General features: G+C 69.2%; 27 protein-coding genes and 1 pseudogene. 10 read left to right on the top strand and 18 right to left on the bottom strand.

The features are described 5' to 3' along the window. Positions 1-4: 4 nt before the first annotated feature. Genes BJY18_RS07250 through BJY18_RS07240 form a run of 3 tightly spaced genes read left to right on the top strand, consistent with a single transcriptional unit; the run spans position 5 to position 2,250 of the window. Positions 5-856 carry an amidohydrolase family protein gene (locus BJY18_RS07250; RefSeq protein WP_184778773.1) on the top strand — a complete coding sequence of 284 codons (852 nt, stop codon included), beginning with the start codon at positions 5-7 and terminating at the stop codon, positions 854-856. A 6-nt stretch (positions 857-862) separates the two neighbouring features. Then, positions 863-1,528, top strand: coding sequence for a GntR family transcriptional regulator (locus tag BJY18_RS07245; RefSeq protein ID WP_184778771.1), 666 nt, complete (start codon positions 863-865; stop codon positions 1,526-1,528). A 32-nt stretch (positions 1,529-1,560) separates the two neighbouring features. Continuing rightward, positions 1,561-2,250: a universal stress protein gene (locus BJY18_RS07240; protein WP_184778769.1), complete on the top strand. Its 690-nt coding sequence runs from the start codon at positions 1,561-1,563 to the stop codon at positions 2,248-2,250. An 8-nt stretch (positions 2,251-2,258) separates the two neighbouring features. Here the strand turns inward: BJY18_RS07240 and BJY18_RS07235 are convergent, their stop codons facing one another. Then, a complete protein-coding gene (locus BJY18_RS07235; RefSeq protein ID WP_281393786.1) occupies positions 2,259-2,600 on the bottom strand; it encodes an SDR family oxidoreductase in 342 nt (113 codons plus the stop codon). Between the two features lie 2 nt (positions 2,601-2,602). Here BJY18_RS07235 and BJY18_RS07230 point away from each other — a divergent pair, with 2 nt between their 5' ends. After that, positions 2,603-3,001, top strand: a complete 399-nt coding sequence (locus BJY18_RS07230) for a M24 family metallopeptidase (protein WP_376774755.1) — start codon at positions 2,603-2,605, stop codon at positions 2,999-3,001. A gap of 25 nt (positions 3,002-3,026) precedes the next feature. After that, positions 3,027-3,827, top strand: coding sequence for an aldo/keto reductase (locus tag BJY18_RS07225; RefSeq protein ID WP_221457612.1), 801 nt, complete (start codon positions 3,027-3,029; stop codon positions 3,825-3,827). An 85-nt stretch (positions 3,828-3,912) separates the two neighbouring features. Here the strand turns inward: BJY18_RS07225 and BJY18_RS07220 are convergent, their stop codons facing one another. The 4 genes and pseudogenes from BJY18_RS07220 to BJY18_RS07205 all read right to left on the bottom strand — a co-directional run bounded on the left by BJY18_RS07220 (position 3,913) and on the right by BJY18_RS07205 (position 6,653). Further along, on the bottom strand, positions 3,913-4,686 hold the full coding sequence (locus tag BJY18_RS07220) for a GAF domain-containing protein (RefSeq protein ID WP_184778765.1): 774 nt from the start codon (positions 4,684-4,686) through the stop codon (positions 3,913-3,915). After that, a complete protein-coding gene (locus BJY18_RS07215) occupies positions 4,683-5,399 on the bottom strand; it encodes a GAF and ANTAR domain-containing protein (RefSeq protein WP_312873767.1) in 717 nt (238 codons plus the stop codon). Before BJY18_RS07215 ends, BJY18_RS07220 begins: the two co-directional genes overlap by 4 nt. A gap of 160 nt (positions 5,400-5,559) precedes the next feature. Then, positions 5,560-5,799 (bottom strand): hypothetical protein, encoded by a 240-nt coding sequence (locus tag BJY18_RS07210; RefSeq protein ID WP_184778764.1) that lies wholly within the window; start codon positions 5,797-5,799, stop codon positions 5,560-5,562. A 55-nt stretch (positions 5,800-5,854) separates the two neighbouring features. Next, a pseudogene (locus tag BJY18_RS07205) lies at positions 5,855-6,653 on the bottom strand (manganese catalase). A 249-nt stretch (positions 6,654-6,902) separates the two neighbouring features. Between BJY18_RS07205 and BJY18_RS07200 the strand changes: the two are divergent. Then, complete coding sequence (locus tag BJY18_RS07200) at positions 6,903-7,412, top strand: DUF2267 domain-containing protein (RefSeq protein WP_184778763.1); 510 nt, start codon at positions 6,903-6,905, stop codon at positions 7,410-7,412. Between the two features lie 39 nt (positions 7,413-7,451). On the opposite strand, the gene BJY18_RS07195 is transcribed toward BJY18_RS07200, so the two are convergent. After that, the gene (locus BJY18_RS07195; protein ID WP_184778762.1) at positions 7,452-8,834 is read right to left on the bottom strand and encodes an FAD-dependent oxidoreductase; all 1,383 of its coding nucleotides are present in this window, start codon (positions 8,832-8,834) and stop codon (positions 7,452-7,454) included. Between the two features lie 100 nt (positions 8,835-8,934). On the opposite strand from BJY18_RS07195, the gene BJY18_RS07190 reads away from it, so the two are divergent. Then, positions 8,935-9,876: an AraC family transcriptional regulator gene (locus tag BJY18_RS07190; RefSeq protein ID WP_184778761.1), complete on the top strand. Its 942-nt coding sequence runs from the start codon at positions 8,935-8,937 to the stop codon at positions 9,874-9,876. A gap of 79 nt (positions 9,877-9,955) precedes the next feature. Here the strand turns inward: BJY18_RS07190 and BJY18_RS07185 are convergent, their stop codons facing one another. The 5 genes from BJY18_RS07185 to BJY18_RS07165 form a co-directional block, all read right to left on the bottom strand. Then, positions 9,956-10,828 (bottom strand): carbohydrate ABC transporter permease, encoded by an 873-nt coding sequence (locus BJY18_RS07185; protein ID WP_184778759.1) that lies wholly within the window; start codon positions 10,826-10,828, stop codon positions 9,956-9,958. Further along, positions 10,825-11,751 (bottom strand): carbohydrate ABC transporter permease, encoded by a 927-nt coding sequence (locus tag BJY18_RS07180; protein WP_246458795.1) that lies wholly within the window; start codon positions 11,749-11,751, stop codon positions 10,825-10,827. The genes BJY18_RS07185 and BJY18_RS07180 overlap by 4 nt, the downstream gene beginning before the upstream one ends. Next, positions 11,751-13,109: an ABC transporter substrate-binding protein gene (locus tag BJY18_RS07175; protein ID WP_184778757.1), complete on the bottom strand. Its 1,359-nt coding sequence runs from the start codon at positions 13,107-13,109 to the stop codon at positions 11,751-11,753. Before BJY18_RS07175 ends, BJY18_RS07180 begins: the two co-directional genes overlap by 1 nt. A gap of 58 nt (positions 13,110-13,167) precedes the next feature. After that, a complete protein-coding gene (locus BJY18_RS07170) occupies positions 13,168-14,526 on the bottom strand; it encodes an ADP-ribosylglycohydrolase family protein (protein ID WP_221457611.1) in 1,359 nt (452 codons plus the stop codon). 78 nt (positions 14,527-14,604) lie between these two features. Further along, positions 14,605-15,609 (bottom strand): LacI family DNA-binding transcriptional regulator, encoded by a 1,005-nt coding sequence (locus tag BJY18_RS07165; protein WP_184778755.1) that lies wholly within the window; start codon positions 15,607-15,609, stop codon positions 14,605-14,607. A gap of 235 nt (positions 15,610-15,844) precedes the next feature. On the opposite strand from BJY18_RS07165, the gene BJY18_RS07160 reads away from it, so the two are divergent. Further along, positions 15,845-17,302 carry a recombinase family protein gene (locus tag BJY18_RS07160; RefSeq protein ID WP_246458793.1) on the top strand — a complete coding sequence of 486 codons (1,458 nt, stop codon included), beginning with the start codon at positions 15,845-15,847 and terminating at the stop codon, positions 17,300-17,302. 391 nt (positions 17,303-17,693) lie between these two features. Here the strand turns inward: BJY18_RS07160 and BJY18_RS07155 are convergent, their stop codons facing one another. The 6 genes from BJY18_RS07155 to BJY18_RS07130 all read right to left on the bottom strand — a co-directional run bounded on the left by BJY18_RS07155 (position 17,694) and on the right by BJY18_RS07130 (position 21,850). After that, positions 17,694-17,897 carry a hypothetical protein gene (locus BJY18_RS07155; RefSeq protein ID WP_184778753.1) on the bottom strand — a complete coding sequence of 68 codons (204 nt, stop codon included), beginning with the start codon at positions 17,895-17,897 and terminating at the stop codon, positions 17,694-17,696. Continuing rightward, positions 17,887-20,184 carry an FtsK/SpoIIIE domain-containing protein gene (locus BJY18_RS07150; protein ID WP_312873766.1) on the bottom strand — a complete coding sequence of 766 codons (2,298 nt, stop codon included), beginning with the start codon at positions 20,182-20,184 and terminating at the stop codon, positions 17,887-17,889. Before BJY18_RS07150 ends, BJY18_RS07155 begins: the two co-directional genes overlap by 11 nt. Before the next feature lie 73 nt (positions 20,185-20,257). Beyond that, positions 20,258-21,004 (bottom strand): hypothetical protein, encoded by a 747-nt coding sequence (locus BJY18_RS07145; protein ID WP_184778751.1) that lies wholly within the window; start codon positions 21,002-21,004, stop codon positions 20,258-20,260. Beyond that, positions 21,001-21,330, bottom strand: a complete 330-nt coding sequence (locus BJY18_RS07140) for a hypothetical protein (protein ID WP_184778749.1) — start codon at positions 21,328-21,330, stop codon at positions 21,001-21,003. The genes BJY18_RS07145 and BJY18_RS07140 overlap by 4 nt, the downstream gene beginning before the upstream one ends. Further along, positions 21,330-21,659: a WhiB family transcriptional regulator gene (locus BJY18_RS07135; RefSeq protein ID WP_184778747.1), complete on the bottom strand. Its 330-nt coding sequence runs from the start codon at positions 21,657-21,659 to the stop codon at positions 21,330-21,332. The genes BJY18_RS07140 and BJY18_RS07135 overlap by 1 nt, the downstream gene beginning before the upstream one ends. Beyond that, positions 21,656-21,850 carry a helix-turn-helix domain-containing protein gene (locus BJY18_RS07130; RefSeq protein WP_184778745.1) on the bottom strand — a complete coding sequence of 65 codons (195 nt, stop codon included), beginning with the start codon at positions 21,848-21,850 and terminating at the stop codon, positions 21,656-21,658. The genes BJY18_RS07135 and BJY18_RS07130 overlap by 4 nt, the downstream gene beginning before the upstream one ends. A gap of 169 nt (positions 21,851-22,019) precedes the next feature. Here BJY18_RS07130 and BJY18_RS07125 point away from each other — a divergent pair, with 169 nt between their 5' ends. Both BJY18_RS07125 and BJY18_RS07120 read left to right on the top strand, forming a co-directional pair. Further along, the gene (locus BJY18_RS07125) at positions 22,020-22,400 is read left to right on the top strand and encodes a helix-turn-helix domain-containing protein (RefSeq protein WP_184778743.1); all 381 of its coding nucleotides are present in this window, start codon (positions 22,020-22,022) and stop codon (positions 22,398-22,400) included. Positions 22,401-22,582: 182 nt separating this feature from the next. Then, positions 22,583-23,716 (top strand): NsdA family TPR-like regulatory protein, encoded by a 1,134-nt coding sequence (locus BJY18_RS07120; protein ID WP_184778741.1) that lies wholly within the window; start codon positions 22,583-22,585, stop codon positions 23,714-23,716. Here BJY18_RS07120 and BJY18_RS07115 read toward each other — a convergent pair. Further along, positions 23,663-24,250: an NUDIX hydrolase gene (locus BJY18_RS07115; protein ID WP_184778739.1), complete on the bottom strand. Its 588-nt coding sequence runs from the start codon at positions 24,248-24,250 to the stop codon at positions 23,663-23,665. The genes BJY18_RS07120 and BJY18_RS07115 overlap by 54 nt on opposite strands. Between the last annotated feature and the right edge of the window lie 122 nt (positions 24,251-24,372).

Raw genomic sequence — 24,372 nt, 5'->3', positions numbered from 1 at the left:
GCCCATGGACATCGTCGACACACACTGCCACGTCGTCTCCGCCGACCTCGCGCGTTATCCGCGTGCCCCGCTGGGCGGCAAGCAGTCCGGCTGGGCCACCACCCGCCCGGTCACCGCGGACGGGATGGCCGAGCGGATGAACGAGGCGGGCATCACCCAGTCCGTGCTGGTGCAGGCCACGACCGCGTACGGCTACGACAACTCCTACGTGCTCGACAGTCGGGCCCGGCGCCCGGACCGGTTCCTCGCGGTGGGGACCGTGGACCCGCTGCGGCCGGACGCGGCCGAGCACCTCGCGGCCGTGACCGGTGACGGCGGTCTGTCCGGCGTACGGCTGTTCACCAGCGGCAGCACCGTTCCGGTGCAGGGCGAGTGGTTTGCGGCGCCGGAGACCTACCCGTTCTGGGAACGCGCGGGCGAGCTGGGAGTCACGGTGTGCCTGCAGATGCGGCTCGGCCCGGCGACCCCGCAGCTGGTCGCGCTGCTGGAGCGGTTCCCGTCGGTGCGGGTGCTGCTGGACCACCTCGGCTACCCGGAGATCACCGATTCGCCCGCGGACGCCGGAGCCGCGGTGGCGGAACTCGCCGTGCATCCGGGCCTGCACCTGAAGCTGACCCACCGCAACCTGGAACCCCTCCGCGACGCGGGCAAGGAGGCCGCCGCGTTCCTCGACCCGGTGCTGGCTTCCTTCGGCGCGCAGCGGATCGCGTGGGGATCGAACCTGCCCGCGGCCGAGCAGTCGCTGCCGGAACTCGTCGCGCTGGCCCGTCAGGTCCTTGCCGAGGTTCCGGAGCCGGAGCAGCGGGAGATCTTCGCGGGTACGGCACGCCGGCTGTATCCGGGGCTGCCGGGTTAGGGCCACGTGGACAACGGCGACGGCAAGGCCACCACCACGCGCTACGGCCAGGTGTACGAGGAACTGCGCACAGTGCTGCTCTCGGGTGGTTACGAGCCGAACACCCGGCTCACCGAGGCGGACCTGACGAGCCGGTTCGCCGTGTCCCGCGGGACGATCCGCTCCGTGCTCGTGCGGCTGGCCCAGGAGGGGTACATCACCAGCGAAGCCAACCGGGGCGTCCGCACGAGGAGTTTCACCATCGAGGAGGCAGCCGACATCCTCGAAGCGCGCGAAACCCTGGAGGCGGCGCTCGCGGGCAAGGCCGCGGAGCGCGCCACCGACCGGGAGATCGAGGGGCTGGCGCGGACCCTGGAACAGATGGAGCTGGCGCAGGAACGCGGTGACCAGACGGCTTATTCGAGGGGCAACCGGGCGTTTCACCAGCAGGTGAAGGCGGCTGCCCACCAGGCCACGCTGGCGCGTACCTACGACACGCTGCTCTATCCGTTGGTGATGCGCCAGTACCGCAACATCTCGGCGCGGCATCCGCGGTCCGGCTCGCTGGCCGAGCACCGGGCGATCCTGCTGGCCATCCTCACCCGCAACCCGGAGGCGGCCGCCGCCGCGATGCGCCACCACGTCGGCTCCGCGCGGCGGGCGCTGCTGCTGGACCGGGGCGGGAGCACCTGAGCGATCGCCCGCGGAACGGACGGAGGACAGCGGTGGACAGTGCCGCGGCGGTCTGCGGGCCGGTCGTCGTCGCGTTCGACGGCAGCCCGCGCGCCGAGCATGCCCTGGACTGGGCTGCGCTCGCGGCAGCCGGCCGGGGCACGAGCCTCGTCATCGCCAGTACGACCTGGTGGCCCGCCGTCTTCGAGCCGGCGGCTCTGGCGGTGCGCCTGGTCCCGGATGCATGCGTCGACGAGGCCGTCGCCGCCGTGACCGAGGCCTGGCCCGCGCTGGAGGTGTCCGGGGTCGAGGCCGGTGGCGCGGGCGAGGTGCTCGGATGCGCTGCCGAACTCGACGCGGCGCTGCTCGTCGTCGCCGCGGACGCGGGGATTCCGGTGCGCGGCTTGGTGCGTGGCGCGGCCGTTCCGATCGCGTTCGCCGGCGGGCCGGTGGGCGGCGGTCCGGTCGTCGTCGGGATCGATGCTTGGCGAATCCGCCCCGCCAAGCTGGCCTTCGCCTTCGACCTCGCGAACGCTGCCGGACAAGAAGTGCACATCCTGCACACTGGCACCCGGCGATGGCGCGGCACAGCAGCGCGGGCCTTCGCCGGGTTCGCCGTGGCGGAACTGGGGGATTGGCTGGTGTCCTATCCGGACGTTGCGGTGCGTTACGAGTTCACCACGGCAGGGCGCACGTCCGTACTGGCCCGGCGCGCCCGTGCGGCCTCGCTGCTGGTCGGGTAGGCGGCGGCTCAGAGCACCGAAGTCATCCCGCCGTCCACGAAAACCACTTGGCCGCTCACGAAATCCGAGGCGGGGGAGCACAGGAACAGCAGCGTGCCGACCAGGTCCGTCACCGTGCCCCAGCGGCCGGCCGGGGTGCGGCCGCGGATCCAGGCGCTGAAGTCCTCGTCGGCGACCAGCGCGGCGTTCAGCTCGGTGTCGAAGTAGCCCGGGGCCAGGCCGTTGACCTGGACCCCGGCCGGGCCGAGGTCGGCGCACATGCCCTTGGTCAGCATTTTCAGGCCGCCTTTGGAACCGCACCCGGGCGACCGCGGCGGCCTTCGGCAGCGCCGCGGTCGACCATCCCGCAGACCTGGCCGGCGGGCGCCAAGGCCTCGCCACCGCCACCGTGGTGCTCAGCAAGGCCCGACCGGCACTCCGTGCGGCAGGAGAATCCTGTGCCGCCGCAACGGAAGCACTGATCGCGGCGGTGCGTCCCGGCGCACCGCTGCGGGAGGGCTACGCCGCCGCGGCACGGGAGTTCGGCGACCGGCCGGGGACCGCCCGGATCCTCGCGTTGCGGGGTGGCGGCGCGCTGCGCCTGGCGCGCTCGAGCGAGGTGCCGGCCGAACCGGGCACGGTGCTCGGCGTCCACCTGGCCGTCGAGGTGCCGGACGGGGGAGCGGTGGAGCTGGCCGAAACGGTGCTGGTCACCGCGTCCGGAGCGGAGCCGCTCGCGAAGACCCCGCTGCGGCTCGTCGAACTGTACTGACCCACGATCGCAGGAGGAGAACCCCGTGACCGCGCGACCACAGTCCGAAGTGGACCGGGTACCCGTCGCCGACCTCGGCGGCCTGCCGATGCCGCTGATCGGCTACGGCACCCATCCGATGCGTGGGCCACAGGCCACCGAGGCGGTACTGGCCGCGCTGGAGGAGGGCTACCGGCTCGTCGACACCGCCACGCGCTACCGCAACGAAGAGGCCATCGGCGCGGCGCTGGCGCAGACCGGCGTCCCGCGCGAGGACCTGTTCGTCACCACCAAGATGCCGCCGGACCGGGTCGGGCTCGAACGGCGCACGCTGGAGGAAAGCCTCACCGCACTCGGCGTCGACCACGTCGACCTGTGGCTGATCCACTGGCCACCCGGCGGGTACCCGGGCGTCACCAGCTGGGGTGAGTTCGCCCGGGCGCGGGAGGAAGGCCTCGTGCGTGCCATCGGCGTCAGCAACTACTCGATCGAGCTGATCGACGCCCTGCACGAAGCGACGGGCCAGTACCCGGCGGTGAACCAGCGCCAATGGGGGCCGGGGGAGTACGCCCCCGCGTTCGCCGAGGCCCTCGCGGCGCGCGGAGTGGTGCTGAGCGCGCACAGTCCCTTGCGCAGCACCGATCTGAATGACCCTGTCCTGGTATCCATCGCGCGGGCGCACGACCGCAGCGTGCAGGAAGTCGTCGTCGCGTGGAACCTGCATCATGGTGTCGCCGTGACGGTCAAATCCGCCCACCGCGACCGGATGGTGCGCAACCTGTCCGCGGCCGGCCTCACCTTGTCCGAGGACGAGGTCGCGGCGATCGATCAGCTCGGCGCGGCCTGACCGACGCTGTGGGGCCGGACCGGTGCTGTGGGCCGGCCGGTCCGCCGTCCGGCCGGCCTCTTCCCGGGTCAGCCGCTTCTCCGGCTCAGCCGGTGAGGTCGGCCGGCGCGAGGGTGCCGTCGATGAGCGCGCCGGTCATTTCACGCTGGACGCGGTCGTGCCGGGCGGTGTACCGGCGCACCAGTGCGCGCGCCGCGTCCGGCGAGATCCCGAGCGTGCCGGCGACCACGCCGATCGCCTGGCCGTGCTGGACCCGGTCGTTCAGCGCACCGACGGTGGCCTCGAGCAGCCGGTCCGTCCGGCGCTCGCCGCGCTCCTGCACCAGGGCCAGCACCGTGAGGTCCGCCGTGACCTGCGCCAGGGCGAGCTGCCACGGCTCCAGCGTGGTCCGCGGTTCGTACAGCAGGTTCAGCCCGCCGACCGCGGCGCCGTCCAGCCGGAGCGGGATCGCGACCACCGCGTGGTACCCGGCCTCCAGCGCCGCGGGGACGAAACCGGGCCAGCGGTTCCGTTCGCGCCCGAGATCCGGTGCGGTGACGAGCGTGGCCGAGGTGATGCACTCGACGCAGGGGCCCTGCTGCACGTGGGTCTGCAGCAGCTCCACGAACTGCGCGGTCTCGTCCGACGCGGCCGCGACAGCGGGTTCCCCATGCGCGTCGAGCAGCAGCACCCCGGTCGCGTTCGCCCCGAGCAGGTCGACACCGGCCTCGGTGATCAGGCGCAGCACGGTGCCGTTGTCCGGGCGCCCGACCAGTCGCGCGGTGATCGCGGCCAGTGCCTCGGAGGCTTCCGGCGGCAGGACCGCGGTCGCTCCGCGCGCCGCGTGGTGACTGGTGTTTCTTTCGGATGGGCGGGTCATTCGGCCGACTCCTCGAGGGTGCTGCGGCGCTCCAGTACATCCCGGGCCACGTCCAGGACCGACCGGTTCGTGGTGTAGGCGTGGGCTCGCAGGCGGGTGAACGCGTCGTCGAGGCTCATGCCCAGCCGGGCGGCGAGCATGCCGGTCGCGACGTGCACGTCCTGGTAGGACACCATCGTGCGGGGCGCTAACTCGTGCCCGGCGCGGGCCGCCTCGCGGGAATGCCGGAGCAGGGCAGTCGTGGTCAGGTCGGCGGCCAGTGCGGCGTCCTTCGCCTCCGCGCTGCTCAGCCCGCCAGGACGGTGGCGGGCCAGCTCGAAGGTGCCGAGCCGGATCGCGCCGAACTGCAGGGGGAACGCGAAGACCGCGCCCAGTCCTGCGGCGAGCGCGGACTGGGCGAAGCCGGGCCAGCGCACCTGATCGGCGGCCAGGTCCGGCACGAGTACCGGGCTCCCGGCGCGGAAGGCCTCGACGCCGGGGCCTTCGCCCGCGGTGTACTGCAACTCCGACAATCGGGTGGCCCAGGGGGCGCTGGCGCCCAGCACCTCCTGCGACCGCCCGGTGCCACGCAGCGACAGGATCGCCCCGTCGACCTGGTCCATGGTCTGGGTGCAGGCCACACACACCCCCTCGGCCCAGCCGTCGCGACGGTCCGGTTCTTCGGCCGGAGTGGCGATCGCCTGCCACAGCAGCTCCCGGTGCCGGCCCTTCACAGTCGTGCTCCTCCGGTGTCGCAGGCTCGTCGGCCCGCACTCTGGCGCACCAGCTTACGAGACGCCACCCGGGCGGGCAGCACGGTCCGCGTCCGCGCTCCCGAGTGGACGGATCCGGCGGACACCCGGATGCGGTTGGTGACCGGTGGGCCCAGGGCACTCAGGCCCCCTGTTCGGCGATGCCGGTGGTGAGGGTCGCCGCGATCAGCTCCAGCTCCCGGTCGGTGGCCGGGCGCCCTTCGAGACGCTCGTCCAGTGCGGCGCGCGAGATGACCGGGATCGCGCCGCTGTCACGGGCATCGGCCGGCACGGTGCGCAGGCGGCCCTCCACGAGAACGAGGATCGCACCGTCGTCCGGCGATCCGAGAAGTCCGCGCAGATCCGCCACTGTCACGTCCATGGTCCCCACCTTCCGCTGCCGGGCAGCAGCGTGCCGGCCCGGCACCTACCCGGGTTCAGCTGAGCTTGTTCTTGACCGACTTGGCCTTCCCCTTCGCGGTGACGCGGCTGTTCTGGCCGGCCGCGTAGGTGCCGTACAGGTCCGGGTCCGGTTTCGGCGCGGTACCGGGCCCGCCGGAGCCGTCGGACAGATGCCAGACGTCGTTGTTGTGCTCCTGGTTCTCCACGTCGAACAACGCGGTCGGGGCGATGTCGCTTTCGAGTCCGTCGGCCTTCAGCTCCTCGATCGCGGCGAGCCACTGCTTCTGGTGCACGGTGTCGCGTGCGAGGTTGAACTTCAGCATCTCCTTCACGCCCGGGTCGTCGGTCATGTTGTACAGCCGGGCGGTCTGCAGCCGGCCCTGTGCCGCGGCCGCGGCATGGGCCCGGAAGTCCGCGAGCAGGTTGCCCGACGCCCACGATGTACTTGCCGTTCCAGGCCTGGCCGTTGGAGTCGGCGAGGGTCGCCCCGCCGCCGGAGACGATCGCCTGCTGCGGGTCCATCCCGCCGAGCATGGCGGCCATCACCGGGTCCTTGACCGATTCCGCGGTCGCCGTGGCCGGTGCGCCCTCGAGCAGCCGGGCGACCATGGTGGCGAGCATTTCGACGTGCCCGATCTCCTCGGTCGCGGTGTCCATGATGAGGTCCTTGTACTTGCCTTCGATCCGGCAGTTCCACCCCTGGAACAGATATTGCATGGTCACGGTCATCTCGCCGTACGCGCCGCCGATCAGCTCCTGCAGCTTGTGCGCGTAGACCGGATCGGGCTTGGCTGGTTTGGCTTCGAACTGCTGCAGTTTGGTGTGCCGGAACACAGTTTCCTCCTCTGCGGCCCGGAGTCGCGGACCGGCAGCGGCTACCCCGCCGCGGGAGGACGAAACCGGGCGTCCGACGCCGTGCGCCGCCGGTTTAGACCTCGCTCTACCGGGTACAGATCCAGGGGGAGTGCAGCTGATCGGGTGAGGCGGGCACTTCCGGCAGTTCCGGCTCAGCGGCCCTCGCCTGTGCGCGGCAGGCGGGGCGGACCGCTACCGGGTGCTGCTCCGGCGTGGAGGGACAGGGTCATGATCGTATCCAAGGTGGTGCTGGGCGGGCCACGCGAGGAATGGCAGATGGGGAACGACCGGTCGGTCGTCGAGGTCGCCCTCGAGGCGCTGCTGCGGTGCCTGCCGCCGGTCGAACAGGCAAAACTGCGTCTGCCCCGGCTGCCCGGACCTCGTGAAGCGTGGATGAGGGAAGGGGAAGCGGTGCTGCTGGAGGTCGCCGCGGGCACCGGGCGGTCGCCGCGGGCGGCCCGGAACCTCGTGCGGGCGGTGTACGTCGGGCTGGCGACCACCGCGCCGGAACTGGCGGCACGGTTGCGGGCCGGGGTGAGCCCCGATGTGCTTTCCCTGGTCGACGGAACACGCATGCAGTCCGCGTGGACCCGGGAGTTGCCCCTGCGGCGCCGGGCGCCGCGGAACACCACCTCGCCCCGTCCGCCGGGCCGGACCCGCCGCCGGAAGGGCCGGGCGGTTCACCACCGGTACCGCAAGTCGTTGCACCGCAGGCTCAGCGCGGAAGGATCCCCGTGACGAACCCGGGCGCCCGGCGCTTCCGCAGTGCGGGGTGCCTCAGGAGACCACCTTGTCGAAAACCTCGTTGAGGCCTTCGGTGATGCTCGGGTGCGTGTAGATCGAATCGCGTAGTTCCGTGGCGGTCACGTTGTGCCGCATGGCCAGCGCCACCGTGTTGACGACCTCCTGGGCTTCGGCGACCAGCAGCGCGGCGCCGAGGATCAGGTCGGTGTCGGCGTCCACGATGAACTTCATGACCCCGCGGGTCTCTTCGATCGCGTACGCGCGCGGCATGGCGACGATGTCGGCCACCTTCTCGCGCGAGACCTTGATGTTCAGCCCCTGTTCGCGTGCCTGCGCCTCGGTCAGGCCGACAGTGGCCAGCGGCGGCGTGGTGAACAGGGTGTGCGGCACCGCTCGGCGGTCACTTGTGGTGCGCTTGCCCTGTCCCAGCAGGTCGTCGAGCACGATTCTGGCATCGTCGAGGGAGATATAGGTGAACTGTTCGCCGCCGTTGACGTCGCCGAGCGCGTAGATGTGCGGCTGGCTGGTGCGCAGATGTTCGTCGACCTCGATCGCGCCGTTCGCCTTCGTCAGGACTCCCGCCGCGTCCAGCCGCAAGTTCGCGGTCACCGCCCGGCGCCCCGTCGCGGGCAGCAGTGCGCCGGCCTCGACGCTCAGCTGCTGACCGTCCTTTTCGTACTGCACGGTCGAGGTGGCGCCGTTGTCGCGGACTTCGGTGACCTTCGCGCCGGTGATGATCGTGATTCCGTCGCCTTCGAGGACGTTGGTGACGGCCGCGGCGATGTCCTCGTCCTCCCGCGGCAGCAGCCGTCCTGCCGATTCGAGGATCGTCACGTGCGTGCCGAAGCGCTGGTAAATCGACGCGAACTCGAGGCCGAGGTAACCACCGCCGATCACCACGAGCCGTTCGGGCAGGTTGGTCGTCTTCGTCAGCTGCGTGCTGCTCACCAGATGCGGGCTCGCAGTCAGCCCGGGCACCGGCGGGACGACCGGCTCGGAGCCGGTGTTGACGAGGACGACCGGTGCGGTGACGGTGATGCGATCCTGGCCATCGCCCACGGAAACCGTGTGGGGGTCGACGAAACTGGCCGCACCCGTGAGCACGGTCGCGGTGTCCCGCCCGTTCAGCGACTCGAAGTTGCCGGCACGGAAGGCGCTGGTGAGCGCGCGGACCCCGGCCACCGAGCCGGCGAAGTACTCCTGCGCGTCGTCGGCGAGACGTCTCCCGCCCGAGTAGTGGACCAGCATCTTGGTGGGCACGCAGCCGACGTTCGGGCACGTTCCGCCGTACATGTCCGCGGACTGCTCGATGAGCACGACGCGTTCGCCGGCTTCGGCGTAGGCGTGCGCGACGGTCTTGCCGCCCTTGCCGAATCCGACGACGACGAGATGCGCAGTGAGGGCCGTGGTGTCCATCCCCCGAGTGTGCCGGGGCCGGAAGTGGTACAACCAGGCCTGTCAGTCTCGGTTTTCCGCCCGAAAGTGCCACCATGGATTCGATCACCGGTTGCTGCGCATGGCGCAGCTCGAAGCGCGTCTGGAGCGGCGGTGTCTGCTCGGGGTGCTCGGGGTAGGCACCCGGATGGACGCCGCGCGCCGGGCACCGTTCGAGGCACCCTTCCACGTGCTCCTGGAGGGCGAATGCCGGCTGCAGGCGGGCAGCACCCTGCTGCACCTGCGTGCCGGGGACATGGTGCTGCTTCCGAGCGGGGCACCGCACCGCATCTTCACCGTGGGGCCGGGAGAACCGCGCGGTACCACCGAGACGCCGGGCGAGGTGCTGATCCGCACGCTCAGCGAGCCCGGCGCCGGCGACCCGGTGATCGACCTGTTCTGCGGGCACTACGTCTTCGGCACCGGCGCGGGGCGGCTGCTCTTCCGCAGCCTGCCGGATCCGGTGCACGTGTCCTTCGGCCAGGTGGCCGAGAGCGACGAGGTGCTGCGCATGCTGAGTGTCCTGCTACGGCGCGAGGCCGAGCGGGAAGGCGAGGGGACGGCGGCCATCCTGGCGTCGCTGTGCACGGTGCTGCTGGCGATGGTGCTGCGGACCTCGCGAGGCGCGGCCACGACCGCCACCCTGTGGACGGCAGCCACGGACGGCCGGATTTCCCGCGCTGTCGAAGGGATTCTGCGCGATCCGGCGGCCGGCTGGTCGATCGAACGGCTGAGCTGTGAGGCGGCGATGTCGCGGGCGAGTTTCCTGCGCCACTTCACCGACGAAACCGGCGCGACCGTCGGCGCCTTCCTCGCCCGCGTGCGGCTCATGGCCGCCGCGGAACTGCTGACCTCGACCGAGGAGACGGTCGCGAGGGTCGCCGCCCGGTCGGGTTACCAGTCGGAATCCGCGTTTTCCCGCGCGTTCCGCGCCGCGTTCGAGACCACGCCGGCGCGCTTCCGTCGAGAGCAGGCCCGCGCGCGGCGGCCGGAAAGCCTCCCGGCGAATCCGCCGCAGCGGTAAGGATCCGGTGCGAAGGCGAACAGCATCGGACGGGGCCGAGGACATCGGTCACCGCCGGCTGACCGGGTGGCGGGCGCGGTCACATCCCGCCCATGCCGGAATTCGCCAGTCCGCTGATGAACCGCCGCTGCAGCAGCAGGAACAGCACCAGCATCGGCGCGATCATGATGAACCCGGCCGCGCTGATGAGCGTGAAGTTCTGCGTGAACCCCTGCTGGAAGGTGAAGAACGTCGTCGACAGCGGCATCGCCGTGTCCGACTGGATCATCGTGACCGCGAACAGGAACTCGTTGTAGGCCGACAGTCCGGTGGTCAGCGCGACGGTGAGCAGGCCGGGAAGGACGTTCGGCAGCACGATCCGGAGGAACACTCGCAGTTCGCCGGCCCCGTCGACCCGGGCGGCCTCCTCCAGCTCACGCGGGAGCCCGAGCATGAACGACCGCAGCAGCAGCGTCGCGAACGGCGAGAACAGCCCGCAGTAGATCAGGATCAGCCCGAACCGGGTGTCGTAGAGCCCGGCCTTCGCCCACAGGTAGAACAGCGGGATCAGGAACAGCTGCGACGGCAGGGCGCTCGCCACGAGCAGGTAGGTCATGAACGCCGACCCGCCGCGGACCTTGATCCGGGCCAGCGCATAGGCGGCGCACGCGGCCACGGCGCAGGTGAGCACGATGGTGCCGGCCACGACGACGAGCGAGTTCACCAGCCCGGCGCCCATGTTGGCCTGCGTCCATGCGGTCGTGAAGTTGCCCCACTCCCACGTCTTCGGCAGGCCCAGCGCGCCCTCGGCGTACTGGCTGTCGGTCTTGAGGGCGTTGAAGAAGAACAGCACGATGGGCCCGACCGCGAAGATCGCGAGCGCGGTCAGCACGACGTACACGGTGGTACGGCCCAGGACGAACCGCCCGCGGGGGCCGAGCCACGGCGAAGCGGGAGCTGCGGTGGTGCTCATGTTTCCCACTTCCTCACTTTGCGGATGATCAGGTACCCGGTGACGACGACGCCGCTGATGAGCGCCATCACGACGCCGACTGCGGAGGCGTAACCGCCTTGGAGGTTGGTGAAGGCGTCCCGGTAGGCGACAGTGGAGAGCAGATCCGTCGAACCGGCAGGGCCGCCCTGGGTGAGGATGAAGACGTAGTCGAAGGCCAGAAACGACCAGATGATCGTCATCAGCCCGAGAAAGGCGAAGGTCGGGCCGATGGAGGGCAGCGTGACCGAGAAGAACTGCCGGACCGCACCGGCACCGTCCACAGTGGCCGCTTCGTAGAGACTGCGGTCCACGCCCTGCATGGCCGCGAAGAAGACCACGACCAGAAAGCCCCACCACGCCCAGTTGTTGACGAACTCCACTGTCCACAGTGCGAGGTCCGGATCGCCGAGCGGGTTGATGCCCAGCAGGTCGCCGAGCCCGTTCTGCGGGTCCAGGATGCTGCGCCAGATCGAGGAGTTCACCACGCTGGCGACGATGTAGGGGATGAAGTAGAGCGTGCGCAGCAGCAGCCGGAAGCGGGTGATCCGGGACAGCGCGTAGGCGCCGAACAGGCCCATCACCATGGGGACGATGAGGAAGAACAGCGTCCACAGGATGTTGTGCACGAGTCCCTGCACGAACTCCGGGTCCCGTACGAGGCTCGCGTAGTTGCCGAAGCCGATGAAGTTCGCCTTGCCGCTGATGCCGGTCCAGTCGGTGAAGGAGTACCAGATCGAGAACCCACTGGGCACCAGGACGACGACGAGGTTGAACAGCAGCAGCGGCAACAGGAACAGCCAGCCGGAGATCCGGCGGTCACGCAGCTTCCCCCACAGGCGGCCGCGCCGTGGTGCCGGGGCGGCCCGGCGCTGGGAGGGGGCGACGAGGGTGGATTCGGTCATCAGAGCTCCCCACCGGGCTTCGGCGCGGTCGGCACCCGGCCTTCGGCCCGTTCGGTGTCGAAGCGCGAGGCGATGCCCTCGCAGTACTCGCGCGCGCTCAGCCGTCCGGTGATCACGTTCTCGAAGTAGTTGATCAGGTAGGTCTCGGTTCGCTGGGGGAAGAACGTCCAGGTGGTGTAGCCGACGGACTTCGCCGCCGACAGCCGGGAGTACAGGTCCACGATCCGGGGATCGGCGCGCTGGGAGAAGTCGCCGGCGCCCAGCCGGATCGGGGCCGGTTCGAAGTTCATCCGTTCGACGCCTTCGACGATCGTCTTCCGGTCCGTGGTGAGGAAGTTCAGGTAGCCGGCCGCGGCATCGGTGTCGCGGAAGTTGGTGTTCACCCCAGCGGACTGGCCGACCGCGAGGTCCCACACCACCTTCGGGACGCCTTCGCCGAGCGAGGGCACGGTGGACCACTGCCAGGTGGCGTCGTTTCCCGCCGCTGCCCCGAAGTACGGCGTGAGATTCGCGAACTCCCAGGTGCCGGAGATCATCGCGGCCGCCTTGCCGGACGCGAGCTGCTGGTAAATGGCCGGGAAGCTGTTCGTGAAGTACATCCCGACGTCTCCGCCGAACCAGCCCTTCTTGAAGTACGAGGCCAGCCGGTCGATCGCCTCGACGAACACCGGATCGGTCCATTTCGTCTCGCCGGTCAGTGCCGAGTAGACCGCCTCCGGGCCGGCGCCGTGGTTGAGCGCCACTCCGACGAACCATTCGTTGGCGCCCTTGTAGTCGGCGTTGCCCGCGGCGACCGGGACGTAGCCCTTGCCCTTCGCTTCGGTGCAGAAGTCCTCGAACTCCTCGCGGGTGCTGGGCACTGGCCGGCCGATCCGGTCCACTGTGGCCGGATTGGTGTAGAGCACCATGCTCTCGTACGAGGTCGGCAGGGTGACGAGCTTTCCCCCGACGCGGGACGCGGCGAGCGCCCATGGCGCGAACACGTCCGCCCAGCCGTATTCCCGTTCGTAGGGCCCGAGGTCGGCCAGGTACCCGGCCGAGTAGTAGGCGGACACGAAGCTGGACGGGCCGGGCGTGACGATGATCGACGGGCCCGATCCGGCCGCGAGCGCGGTCTGGATGAGCCGGTCGATGGTGCCGCCCGACTTCGCGGTGAACCGGACCGGGTACCGGCCGCGGTAGGCCTCGGCGAAATGGGTGCGGAAGTAGTCGTTCTGCTGGGCGTTGTCCAGGTTGTTCCAGATCGTGAGGACATCGTCGGCGCCGCCGGGGGCGGTGGACCCGCACGCGGCGAGTGCCGCGGTGAGCCCGAGCGCGCCCCCGGCTCCGAGGAACCGGCGACGGGTGATTCCAGCCATCCTCATCTCCGTTGATCGAGGGGACCGGCGGGGACCCGGAGCCCGGGCCCGCCCGGGGTCAGGCGAAGGGGGCGAAGCGGGTGGTGCGTTCGGCCAGCTCCGAGATGACCGAGTTGTCGAAGCCGAACAGCGCCGACCGGGTGCGGTCGTGCAGCGGTTCGATCAGGTGCGCGGGCAGGGCGGCGGTGCCCGCGAGGATGCCCGCCACCGAACCGGTGGTCGCGCCGTTGGAGTCGGTGTCCCAGCCGCTCATCACGACCTTGCCGACGGCGCTGGTGTAGTCGCCGTCGCCCCACAACAGCGCCGCGGTGACCGCAGCGGCGTTGTTGACAGTGTGAATCCACGCGTAGTGCCCGTAGGCGGCGTGGATTTCCTCCAGGGTGGCTTCCCATGTCGCGCCCTCGGCATGCAGCCGCACCACGTGGCTGATCGCCTCGTGCAGCCGGGAACCCTGCGGGACGACGGTGAGCGACGCGTCGATCGCCTCGGCTGCGCCGGTCGCGGTGAACGCGCTCGCGACCAGCGCGGCGGCCCACATCTCCCCGTAGATTCCGTTGCCGGTGTGGGAAAGCGTGGCGTCCTGGTAGGCCAGCCCGGCCGCGGCCCACGGATCGCCGGGGTTGACGTACCCGAAGACGTCGCCGCGGATCTGCGCGCCGATCCACTCCCGGTACGGATTGCGGAAGCGCGCCACCTCCGGCACTCGCAGGCCGTTGACCAGGTTGAGGTAGGCCGCCCGTTCGGCGGTGTAGACCTGCTCCACCGGGAACAGCGAGGTCCACGCCTGCCCGACCTGCTCGGGCCGCAGCGCGCGGCCGTGGGTTTCCAGCAGGTGCAGTGCGAGGATCGCGTAGTCGATGTCGTCGTCGCGTGCCGAACCGTCGACCCGGCCCCGGGTGGTTTCCGGCCAGTTCTCCCGGAATTCGAAGCCCTGGGGCATCGGGTCGAGCGCGAGGAAGTAGTCGCTCAGCGGATAGGAATCGGTGCGCTGGAGGTAGTCCCGGATCCGGTCCACGGTCCAGTGATCGCCCGATTCCACCGGCTTGCCGAGATTGCAGCCGGCGATGCGCCCGAGCCAGGCTGCGTGCACCTGGTCGCGGTAGCGGTCCCGATCCGGGGCGGTCACACGCGGAGTGCCGGCGGCTGCGCGGATGTCTTCGAGCGTCTCCGGTTCCTCGTATGGCCAGTCCGCCGAGCGGGTGGCGTCGGCCATGCGGTCGACGAGCGCCAGTACCGCCGCCCGGTCTTCCGGGTCTGTGGCGTTCGCCGCGCGTACGACGTCATCGACGTCGTAACCGCTCTCGCGGCGCTGTGCCACTTCGTCGGCGAGGAGATCCTTCGGGCGCAAGGCGTCGAACGTGCTGTGCCGGTAGGCCTCCGTCAGCTCCACAGTGGAACGCGATGAGGTCCGAGTCATGGGGTTCGCTTCCCTCCAACGGTGTACAAAACGATTTGCGTCGGGGTGTGAGGTATCGGCCCGCGCTCCGTGCCGTCCTCAGGCGGACTGCCGGACGACCAGGTGCGTGGGCAGGACGGTTTTTCGGTACGGCGCGCCGGGGCCGTGCTCGACCCGCCACAGGATGGTGCGGGCGCAGGCGTCCCCGACTGCGGCCGCGGGGTTGACGACAGTGGTCAGGGCCGGGCTCACGAGGCTCGCGGTGTCGATGTCGTCGAACCCGACGATCGCAACGTCCTCGGGCACGCGCAGGCCGGCTGCCCGCGTGGCCTCCACCGCGCCGATCGCGATCAAATCGTTGGCGCACAGGATGGCGCGCGGGCGGTGGGGGAGCGCCAGCAGCCGGGCGGCCGCGGCTTCGCCGCCTTCGCGGGTGAACGTCGCATGCTCGATCCACCCCTCCGGCACCGAGGCGCCGCCGATGGCCGCCTCGAACGTGTCGACCCGCAGCGGTCCCGCCGAGGCCCCCGGGAACCCGCCGATGAAGCCGAGTTCGTGCACGCCTTGGTCCGCGAGGTGCGTGACCGCTTCGGTGAGCCCGCGGACGTCGTCGGTCAGCACCGCGTCGGCGGGCATCTCGCCCGCCTCGGTCGTGGTGATCACCAGCGCGGTCTCCGGGCCGGCGATCTCCCGCACCTCCGCGGCGGACAACGCGACCGGCTGCATCACCACGCCGTCCACCCCGCGCGCCACCATTTCTTCGAGGAGCTTGCGTTCGGTGTCGGCGTCGCCGTCGGTGTTGCCGATGAAGGAGACGTACCCCTCGGCCGCCAGCACGTCGTGGATCGCCCGCGCGACCGCCGGGTAGTACGGGTTCGCGATGTCGACGAGCAGCAGCGCGACCGACTGGGTCCGCCGGCTGCGCAGGCCCTTGGCGACCATGTTGGGACGGTAGTTCTGCGCCTCGATGGCCGCGAAGATCCGCTCCCGCGTCCGGGGCGAGACGGCGCGTTTGCCGCTGAGCGCGTGCGACACGGTGGTCGGACTGACCCCGGCGGCGTCGGCGACGCTCTGGATGCTCGACCGCTCCCCGGTGCCCGCCATTGCGCACCACCTCCTCGAGCCGAGCCGGACGCAAAACGTTTTGCATCAGATGTGCGAGGTATTCAACGACACCGATGGCGGCGCTGTCAACCGCGCTGCTCCCCTGCGGCGGGCAGTGAAGGGGTCCTTGGCGACACCAGTCTTGTTTACCTACTGTGGTTGTCATGGGTGGCAGCGACGAGGTTAGTGCAGGTCAGGGCCGGCGGCAGCCAAGTTGTTGGACTCGTATGGTCGGTTGTCGAAGGTGCCGGAGACGGGTGAGCTGGAGAAGATCGACACTCAGTGGGCGGACAACCGCACGGTGATCACGCGGGTGGGGGCCTGTCTGGGTGTGGAGTTGAAGGACGGGCTGTCCGCGTGGAAGCGGGGGGTTCGGCGGCCGGGGTGGGAGCGGCTGTTGGAGCGGGTGGAGTCGGGTGAGTCGGACGGGATTGTGGTCTGGCATACCGACCGCCTGTTCCGGCAGCCGCGCGACCTGGAAACGTTGATCGAGTTGGGTGAGCGCGGGTTCAAGGTGTATTCCGCGCATGGTGAGCGGGACTTGGCCGACCCGGACGACCGGTTCATTCTGCGGATCGAGGTCGCGCACGCGGCCCGCTCCTCGGATGACACCTCACGGCGGCTCAAGCGACGGTTCGCGACGTATCGAGAGCAAGGTAAGGACACCGGTGGTCAGCGTCGGTTCGGGTTCCCGGGCCGTGACACGCGGTGGGTGCCGGGGCCAGACGAGACGAATGCGGATCGGCCCCAGGTGGCGGGTGAGCAGGTCGAGCGGGAACGCGCTGCGATTCGGGACGGGGCGGAGTTGCTGTTGTCCGAGGATGGGTCGGCGCAGAAGGTGGCCGATCTGTGGAACGGGCGCGGTTTGCGGTCGGTGAACGGCCTGGAATTCACTGCGGACACTGCCACGGCGATCATGAAACGGCAGGCGCTGGGCGGGTTCATCGTCCATCACGGTGCGGTTGCGGGCCGGTTGCCGGGCGTACCGGTGTTGGACCAGCGGACGTTCGAGCGGGTGCAGGCGCTGTATGCGGGCCGTAAGCGGGGACGGGTCGCGGGCAAGGCGCATGTGGGGACCGGGATTCTGCGGTGCGCGGTGTGCGGCCGGAAGTTGAGCGCCCGCAACAATAAGGAAGCGACCTACCCCGAGGATGGGCAGTGGCGCTACCAGTACTTCTGCCCCAAGCAGCGGCGGGGGTGCGGCACGGTGTTCATCGACGGACGCGCCGTCGATCGGGAGTTGCTGGCGTTCACCGTGGCGCGTCTCTTGGACGAGCAGCACGCACGCGAGGTGTCGGCATTGCAGTCGCGGACCAGCGACCGGCTGGGTGAGGTGCGGGCGGAGATTACGCAGATTGAGGGGTTACAGCAGGCGCTGTCGGAGCGGTTGGGGGCGCGCCGTATCTCGCTGGACGCGTTCGACGTCGCGAACGAACCGTTGGCGACTGATCTGGCGCGGTTGAGTGCGGAGCGGTTTGCCTTGACTGCGCAAGGCCCGGCGGGGCCGACTGAGGCTGCGTCGGCTCAGACGCTGGCCGATGAGTGGGAGACCGGCGATATCGCCGAGCGGCGGGCGATGCTCACGCGTGCGTTGGGGCGGGACCGGATGATGGTGTCTCCGGCTGACCGCACCGGGAAACGGTCGTTCGACAGGAACCGCCTCCGGCCGCTGCCTCCGCCAGAGGTGCCCTGACACACCAACGTTGGCATGCTGATATGGCGGATCCGGCAACCTGACGTGGTGATCGTAAGATGTGGAGGGATTACGCGATGAACGATCCGAGGTCGGCTATACGGCTCTTCAGGCGCGCGTTTCTTATCACGTTCGCTGTTGGCGCTGTCTTGCTCATCGTGTTTTACGGGTCCCAGGTGACCCACATTGGGTCGCTCGGTCAGGGAGCTGACATAGGCGGCGGACTCATCGCTCTCGCTGGGTACGTACTGGCGGGTATCGGCGTCATTGGCTTGCTGGTCACTGCAGTTGTGTCGCTCGTGAACGCCAACAGGTGACACAAACGTCGGGTTGCCGACTTTGGGGTCCGGCAACCCGACGTGGTGATCGTAGGGGCTGGTCATCGCTGTGCCTATCCGGAAATGTCGGTGCCCGTCGAGTCGTGTCGTGCCTGGATGCGGCGCAGGATCGCGGCGACGTCGGCAAGTTGTTCGTGGGTCATCGGTTCCATCGCCGCGACGATGGGGCGCCAGTAGGCCCAGGATTCCTCGCTGATCTGTGATGGCGGTTGGCGCGGCGTGCGCTCGTCGTCGGTGGCCGGTGGCCTACCGGTCATCGGCGCCCCCGGGGAGGGACCCGGGTCCAGTGGTCTCCGGACCCTGTTTCCGGGCGTTCTCGGGGTTGTTCCGGTGGCGGGTCCCCGTAGCTCCTGAGACGTGTTTCCGCTGGTCAGTCCAGGGATTTTGGGTCAGGGACCGGTCAGGGATAAGTCCCTGGCTCCCTGTCTGGTCCCTGTCTGCCTCCCTGCCGTCGTCGGCGCTGTCACGCTGCCGGTCAGCAAGCGCGGTGGCGAGGTCGTCGGCGCGGACGACCTTGTTCCCGTCTGACTTGGCCGGGGCGAGGCCGTGCGCCGCGAGCGCGGCGGTGAGGTCGCGCAGGGTCCACCCGTCGTACTCCTCCGGGTTGCGGGCGATCAGCCGGGCGAGCACGACCTGTGTGCGTACGCGCTTCTGCCCGTCGCAGACCGCCGCGATATCGGCGAGGTGGTCGACCTCCACAGGTTCGGTTGCTTCGGTCTCCGGTCGTGAACCGGACTCGATCTCCCGGCCTGCTCCCTCGATCAGTTCCATGGCGCGTGCGATGACCGGAGTCACGTCGTCGGCCCCGTCTTCGAACGGGACGTAGAACGTGCGCACCAGCTCGAACGTCTCATCGGTGATGCCGACGGCTACGCACGTTCCCCGGTCGGTGTTGATGCGTAGCTCGGTGGCGCGGATGCCGGCCGAATACTTGCCCGACCCCAACAGCCCGTCGTTCGCGACCTGGTCGGCCACGGAGAACGCGACACCGCAGGAGACGTTGCGGGTGATCTCGCGAGGTATGCTGTCCTTCGTCGGTGACTGGGTCGCCAGCAACAACACGATGCCGTACTTGCGGCCCCGCTTGATCAGCCGCACCGCCAGTTCGGCTGCCTTCTTGCCGTACTTCGGGTGCTGGAACAGTTCGTGACACTCATCGATCCCGCACGCCAGCGGGTGCAGCCCAAGTCCACGCTTGTCGGCCAGCTTGCGCGACACCTTCGGCGGACGGCCCGGCTGCTCGCCCAGTACCCGGCCGCGTCGCTCCATTTCGGTCAGGAGGTCCGCGAGTGCCTGAGTTGCGGCTTCGGCCACGCTGTCGTCCATGCCCATCCGGTAGCGGGTCAGGCGTGGCGCGAACGGGTCGAAGTCGGGCGACTCGCCCATGACGAACGCCCACAGTTCGGCGGTGGGATCGAGCGCGGCGCCGAGCAGTAGCGTCCGCAACGCGGCCGACTTGCCTTGGCCGGGCCTACCGCCGATCAGCCAGTTCACCCCAACCAGCGGGGCGTTGATGACTCGGCCGCGTTGCGACAGTCCGAACGGGACACCCTCGAATATGTCTACCTGTCCTTCGTGGACCAGGGGCCAGGCACCGGCCCCGCCTTGCAAGACACCCTTGTCGGCTACCCACAGATCGAGAAGCCCGTCTTCATCTCCCTTGGTGGGCCAGGTTTCCAATGACGCGCGGCCGAGGTTTGCGGCCAGTTTCGACCGTCGGGCCGCGACCATGTCCGCAGTGACGCCGAGCGGCAACCTGATCTGCGCGAACGTGCCGTCTCCGTCCTTGCGTGCCACAACGGTGTAGACCAGATCGCCTCCGTCCTTGTAGAACCGATCCAACGGAGCGATTCCCAGGTGCGCCAACGCTTTTGAGATCATCCGTTCATCGATCCAAGAATCGGCGTCCTCGCGGTCGGGACGTACGAGCCAGCTGGCACCGGGCGTGCGGTCGCGTCCTTCAAATGCTGCTGCCACCGCCCAAGCGGTCGGCGCCAGCACCAGCACGACCGGAATTGCCACTGTGAGTGCCGACCAGACGGCCGTCAGGTCCGCGTACACCTCGGCCAGCCAGGGCCACATGTCCGAGCGGGTCATCACTGAGTCGACCAGCCACAGCAGTGCAGCAACCGGGGCGGCCACCCGCAGCGTCATCGCGCACCGGCGGAGCGCGATACCTACCTTGGCCCACCTCGCCGTGGCGTCCGACCGGATCAACTCCTGTGCCGTCCTGCGCGCTTCACCATCACCGGCCAGCCGGGCACGCCGCGCGTCCGCCCGCAGGTCGGCATAGGTAGCCCAACTCCAGAACTTGACCAGCCACCGCCAGTTTCCGCGTAGGACGAACCAGATCAGCCGCGAGAGGTCGAGCGGGGCTTTACGTGCCCGGTACGTCCCGATCGACCGCGCCCGCAGCAGCGGACCGGAGCGCCAGAGTCGACCAGCGGCCTCGCAGCAGGTTCGCCACCACCTCGCCCCACGGCCGGACGCCGTGCGGGTTCGTGGTTGGGGCAAGGTGTCGTCGATCAGTTCGCCGTCCAGCACTGGGCCGACGTGCTCGACGCCCTGTGTGCCGGTGGAGGTCAGAGCCGCGTGATTGTCCTCGTGACGTTGGGGGTCAGCGCTCATCGCCGTCCCCCTTCCCGACTTCGGCGGCCAGCGTGGTGGCAAGCCGGGAGGACAAGCCGCGCGAACAGCCGGAGACGTCCCGCACCCACGCCGGGGTGACGACAACTCCCGGCGCCCACGCTTGCCGAGCGGCGGCGAGGTAGTCACCGAACAGCTTGCGCCGTACCGGACGTTGCGGGTCCGGCAAGCGCGGTTCATGAACTTCCGCTCCGTTCATGGCGTGTGTGAACGCGACCTGTACGCCTTCAGTGAGCTTGTCCCGCAGATCCGTCACCGCCTCGGCCGCGACGAACACGACGAGCGGCGGAACGGAATGCAGCACCACTCCCGCCGGCGAGCCTGCCGCCCATGATGACCAGGTGTTCATCACGTACGTGGCGGCAAGCGTGAACCACTTCGCCGCGCGCACCCACCGGCCCGTCCGTACCTGGTATCGCGCGGTGACCTGCTCGGCGCGCAAGATCGCGAGCAGCACGAGGCACACGGTCGGGTCCAACAGCCACGCGGTCGACCACGGCAACGACCAGGCCGCCGCGCCAGCGGCGGCGAAGCCCTGGACATTGGCGGTCGTGAACGCCAACCCGAGCAGAATTCCTGCCCAGCACAGTCGGTCTACCTGAGTGCGGATGCGTTCCACCCGCAGTGCCACTACCTCAGGGTCGGTCTGCCAGCGGCGTACCTCCGCTGCCGCTGCCGAGTCTTCGGCCAGCCGCAACGCCTTGTTGTGCGCCATCATCGGCGATCACCGCCCCGGCGCGCGGTGTCCAGCGAGGTCACGGTCAACACGCGGGTCAAGAGGTAAGCGGCCACCAGGTCGGGCAGCCCGAGCACCACGAGCAACAGTGTCGGATTGCCCGGGTGCGTGATCACCAGCCACTGAACGCCCGTGAACGCGGCGCCCGTGAACAGCACACGACCGGCCAACGACACCACGCGCGCACCGGCCCGAACCCGTTCCTCCGCGCGACGCGCCTTCCGTACGCCCAGTCGCCACACCGCGAACAGTGCGGCCAATACCATTGCCCCGACGAGGACCTGAGCCGCAGTAAGATGGAACGTCATCACGCCCCACCTCCCCGGCGGCGCGTCCACACCGGATGCAGCGCACGCCGGTCGGTGTCCGGCAAGGCTCCCCACACCCCGAGCGTGTCCGGACCGGCGGTGCGGAGATCCAGTTCAAGACATTCGTCGATCACTGGGCATCCGGAGCAGAGGCGGGCGGCCAGCTCGCGGTCCGGCTGGTCATGCCCGGTCAACGGGGGCATGTCATTCCGGTCGAAAGCCCAAAAGCACAGTCCGTCCCTGGTCACCAAGTTGGTGAGCACGTCGTTCGGCACATGTGCGTATCGATCGAGCCGAGCGGCCATCTCCTTCAAGCGGTATTCGATCATCGCGTACCCCCGTTGAGCGCACGCCGCAGTTCAGCGGCGGGGATGACGAGCCGGGACCGGCGTCGGACCGCACGGAGCGCTCCGACCCGGACAGCGCGATGAACTTCGTTGTGGTCGATGCCGAGAATCCACGCGGCGTCGGCCAGTGAGTAGAACGCCGGACCACCGGCGTTGGAAATCTTCTTCTGCATTGGATTGAGTCCCTTGAGTCAGAAAATGATGATTTGAGCGGAAAATAAGAGCTGATTTGAGCGCAACAAGGCGCGTAAATGGTCCGAACGCGCGACGCGAAGTCGATCTAGGCCGCGGGGAATCCGTTACGCGCTAATGTCGGCGCTGAGGCGGACCACGGAGGAATGGGTGTCGGAAGACTGGGCGGCGGTTGCGAGGGTCATCAACGAGCGCGTGCAGGCGCTCGGATGGAAGCAACGCGAACTGGCCGCGCGTTCGCAGGTCTCCCAGGCGATTGTCCGGGAAATTCAGAACCACACCGTCGAACGCAAGCGCAGCGATCGGACCTTGGAAGCCCTGGCGCTGGCCCTCGAACTGCACCCGCAGCACCTGCTGGCCGTGTTGCACGGCCGGATTCCGCCGGCCCCGGGCCAACCTCGGGAAGACATGGAGGACGCAGTGTCCGCACGGCTTGCGGTGATTGAGCTCCGGCTGTCCGAGATCACCGAACAACTCGCCGGGCTGAGGGCTGACCTCGGTGCGGCGCTGGGCAACCGGGACGAGCAGTAGGGGGCTGATGTTCAGCGGCGCGCCGCGCTTCTGCGGCTGGACCACTGGCCGGTGTTCGAGTTCCTTCATGCCTCAAGAGAACGGCACCGGGGCACCTTTTCGCAGGTGGCTGAGGTTAACCGCGAAACCATTAACTGCAATTAACGTCGCAGGTCAGCGCGGTTATCGCGCGGGTCCGGCCGATGGCTGATACGAGGCTTCAAGCCGTCCGCAGACAGCTGGACTACAAGGCCGAAGAAGTCATTCGGATGCTGCTGCGGCGCGCTGACGAACTCGGCACGCCGGTCATGTCGGCAGCAAGTCTCAAAGTCAAGCTGTCGCGCTGGGAGAACGGCCACGAAGCCGTCAGTCAGCCGTACCGGCGGCTGTTCCGCGAGGTATACGGCCGGACGAACGACGAACTCGGATTCCCGCCCGAGGAGACGGACGACGAGGCGGAAGAACTCGTGTCCCGCCTGACTCTCGCGCGGTCGGTCGACGCCGAGACCGTCGAGATCTTCCGGCGCCAGGTCGACCAGGCACGACACGTCGACCGACGGTTGGGCGGAGTGCCCCTGCTCGACCAGCTACGCGGCAATATCGATCAGCTTCAGGGCTTGCTCGGCTTCAGCACCATGCGTGGCCAGCGCGAAGCACTGGCCGGGGTGCTGACCGAGGCGTCCGCGTTGGCCGGCTGGGAAGCACTCGACCGCAACGCCACCCGGCAGTCGTGGGAGCACCACGAAACGGCCAAGTCGGCGGCCCGCGAGGCAGGCTCACAGATCTTGCTCGCCCACTCGATCGCGCAACAGGCATTCATCTTGATCGACCTCGGGGAAGCCGAGATGGCGGTAGAGCAACTCGCTGAGGCACGCAGAATTGCCGAACATTCAGCGCCACCACTGTTGCGTTCCTGGATGGCAGCGGCGCACGGCGAAGGACTCTCGGCAGCAGGTCAGCGCGACAACGCGTTGCGCGCGTTCGACGCCGCAGACGTGCTGCTGCCCACCGACCCCGTGGACCCGTCGCTGCCGTTCCTCTTCCTGGGCGGGGCGCACCTTGACCGCTGGCGCGGCCACGCGCTGAGCAAGCTCGGCGAATCGGACGCAATCCAGCAGCTCAACGACGCGCTGCCTCGCCTGCCGATGGACTTCATTCGGGCCAAGACGGGAATGCTGGTCGACCTGGCAATCGCCTACGCGGCAGCGGGTGACCGTGACGCCGCGCTCACCCATGCACGGCAGGCGCGGCGGCTCGCCGCACAGATCAAGTCCGACCGGCAGCTACGCAGGCTCGGGCGCTTGATCCTGCCCAGCAGCATTCCCGGTGCCGCGTGAGGCGACGTAGTACAGCAGCGGCACCAGCGCACCCGCGCCGAGAAGTTCTTGCCGCTGCGCCAGTTCGAGTATCCGGCTGATCGGAACCCATTCCAGCCTGCCGACTTCCTCGGTATCGGTCGGCTCGCCAACCTTCTCGGCTGCGCGCCACAGATACACCTCGGTACCCGCGGTGACCTGGCCGGGCAGCGGCTCGAAGCTGATCAAATGTTCGGCTTCGCCGATCGGCTGATAGCCACTCTCTTCCCGGATCTCGCGGGCGGCCGTGGCGGCCGGTTCCTCGTCCTCCTCGACCAACCCGCCGAGCAGTTCGTAGCCCCACTGGTCAGTGGGGAACCGATAGCGCCAGAGCATCAACACCCGATCCCGGTCGTCCACGATCAGGCCGATGGCGATTCGAGCCAGGTGCACGACGTGGTAGTCCCACCGCTCGCCGTTCGGCGCCTGCACGTCGGTCAGGCCCAGCCGGACCCATTTGTTGTCGTAGATGGTCCGCTCACCGAAGGTTTTCCATGCACCATGCTCGTCAGCCACGCCCAGCACCCTACGGGGTGCTCAACGTCGGTGGCACGTCCATCCGACGGACGTCGGACGCCTTGGGGTGAATCTCCCTGCGATCGTATATCGCCACGTCAGACGTGGTGCAGACGCTCACA

The organism is Amycolatopsis jiangsuensis (assembly GCF_014204865.1).
Lineage (GTDB): Bacteria > Actinomycetota > Actinomycetes > Mycobacteriales > Pseudonocardiaceae > Amycolatopsis > Amycolatopsis jiangsuensis.
This window is presented reverse-complemented; position numbering and strand designations above follow the sequence as displayed.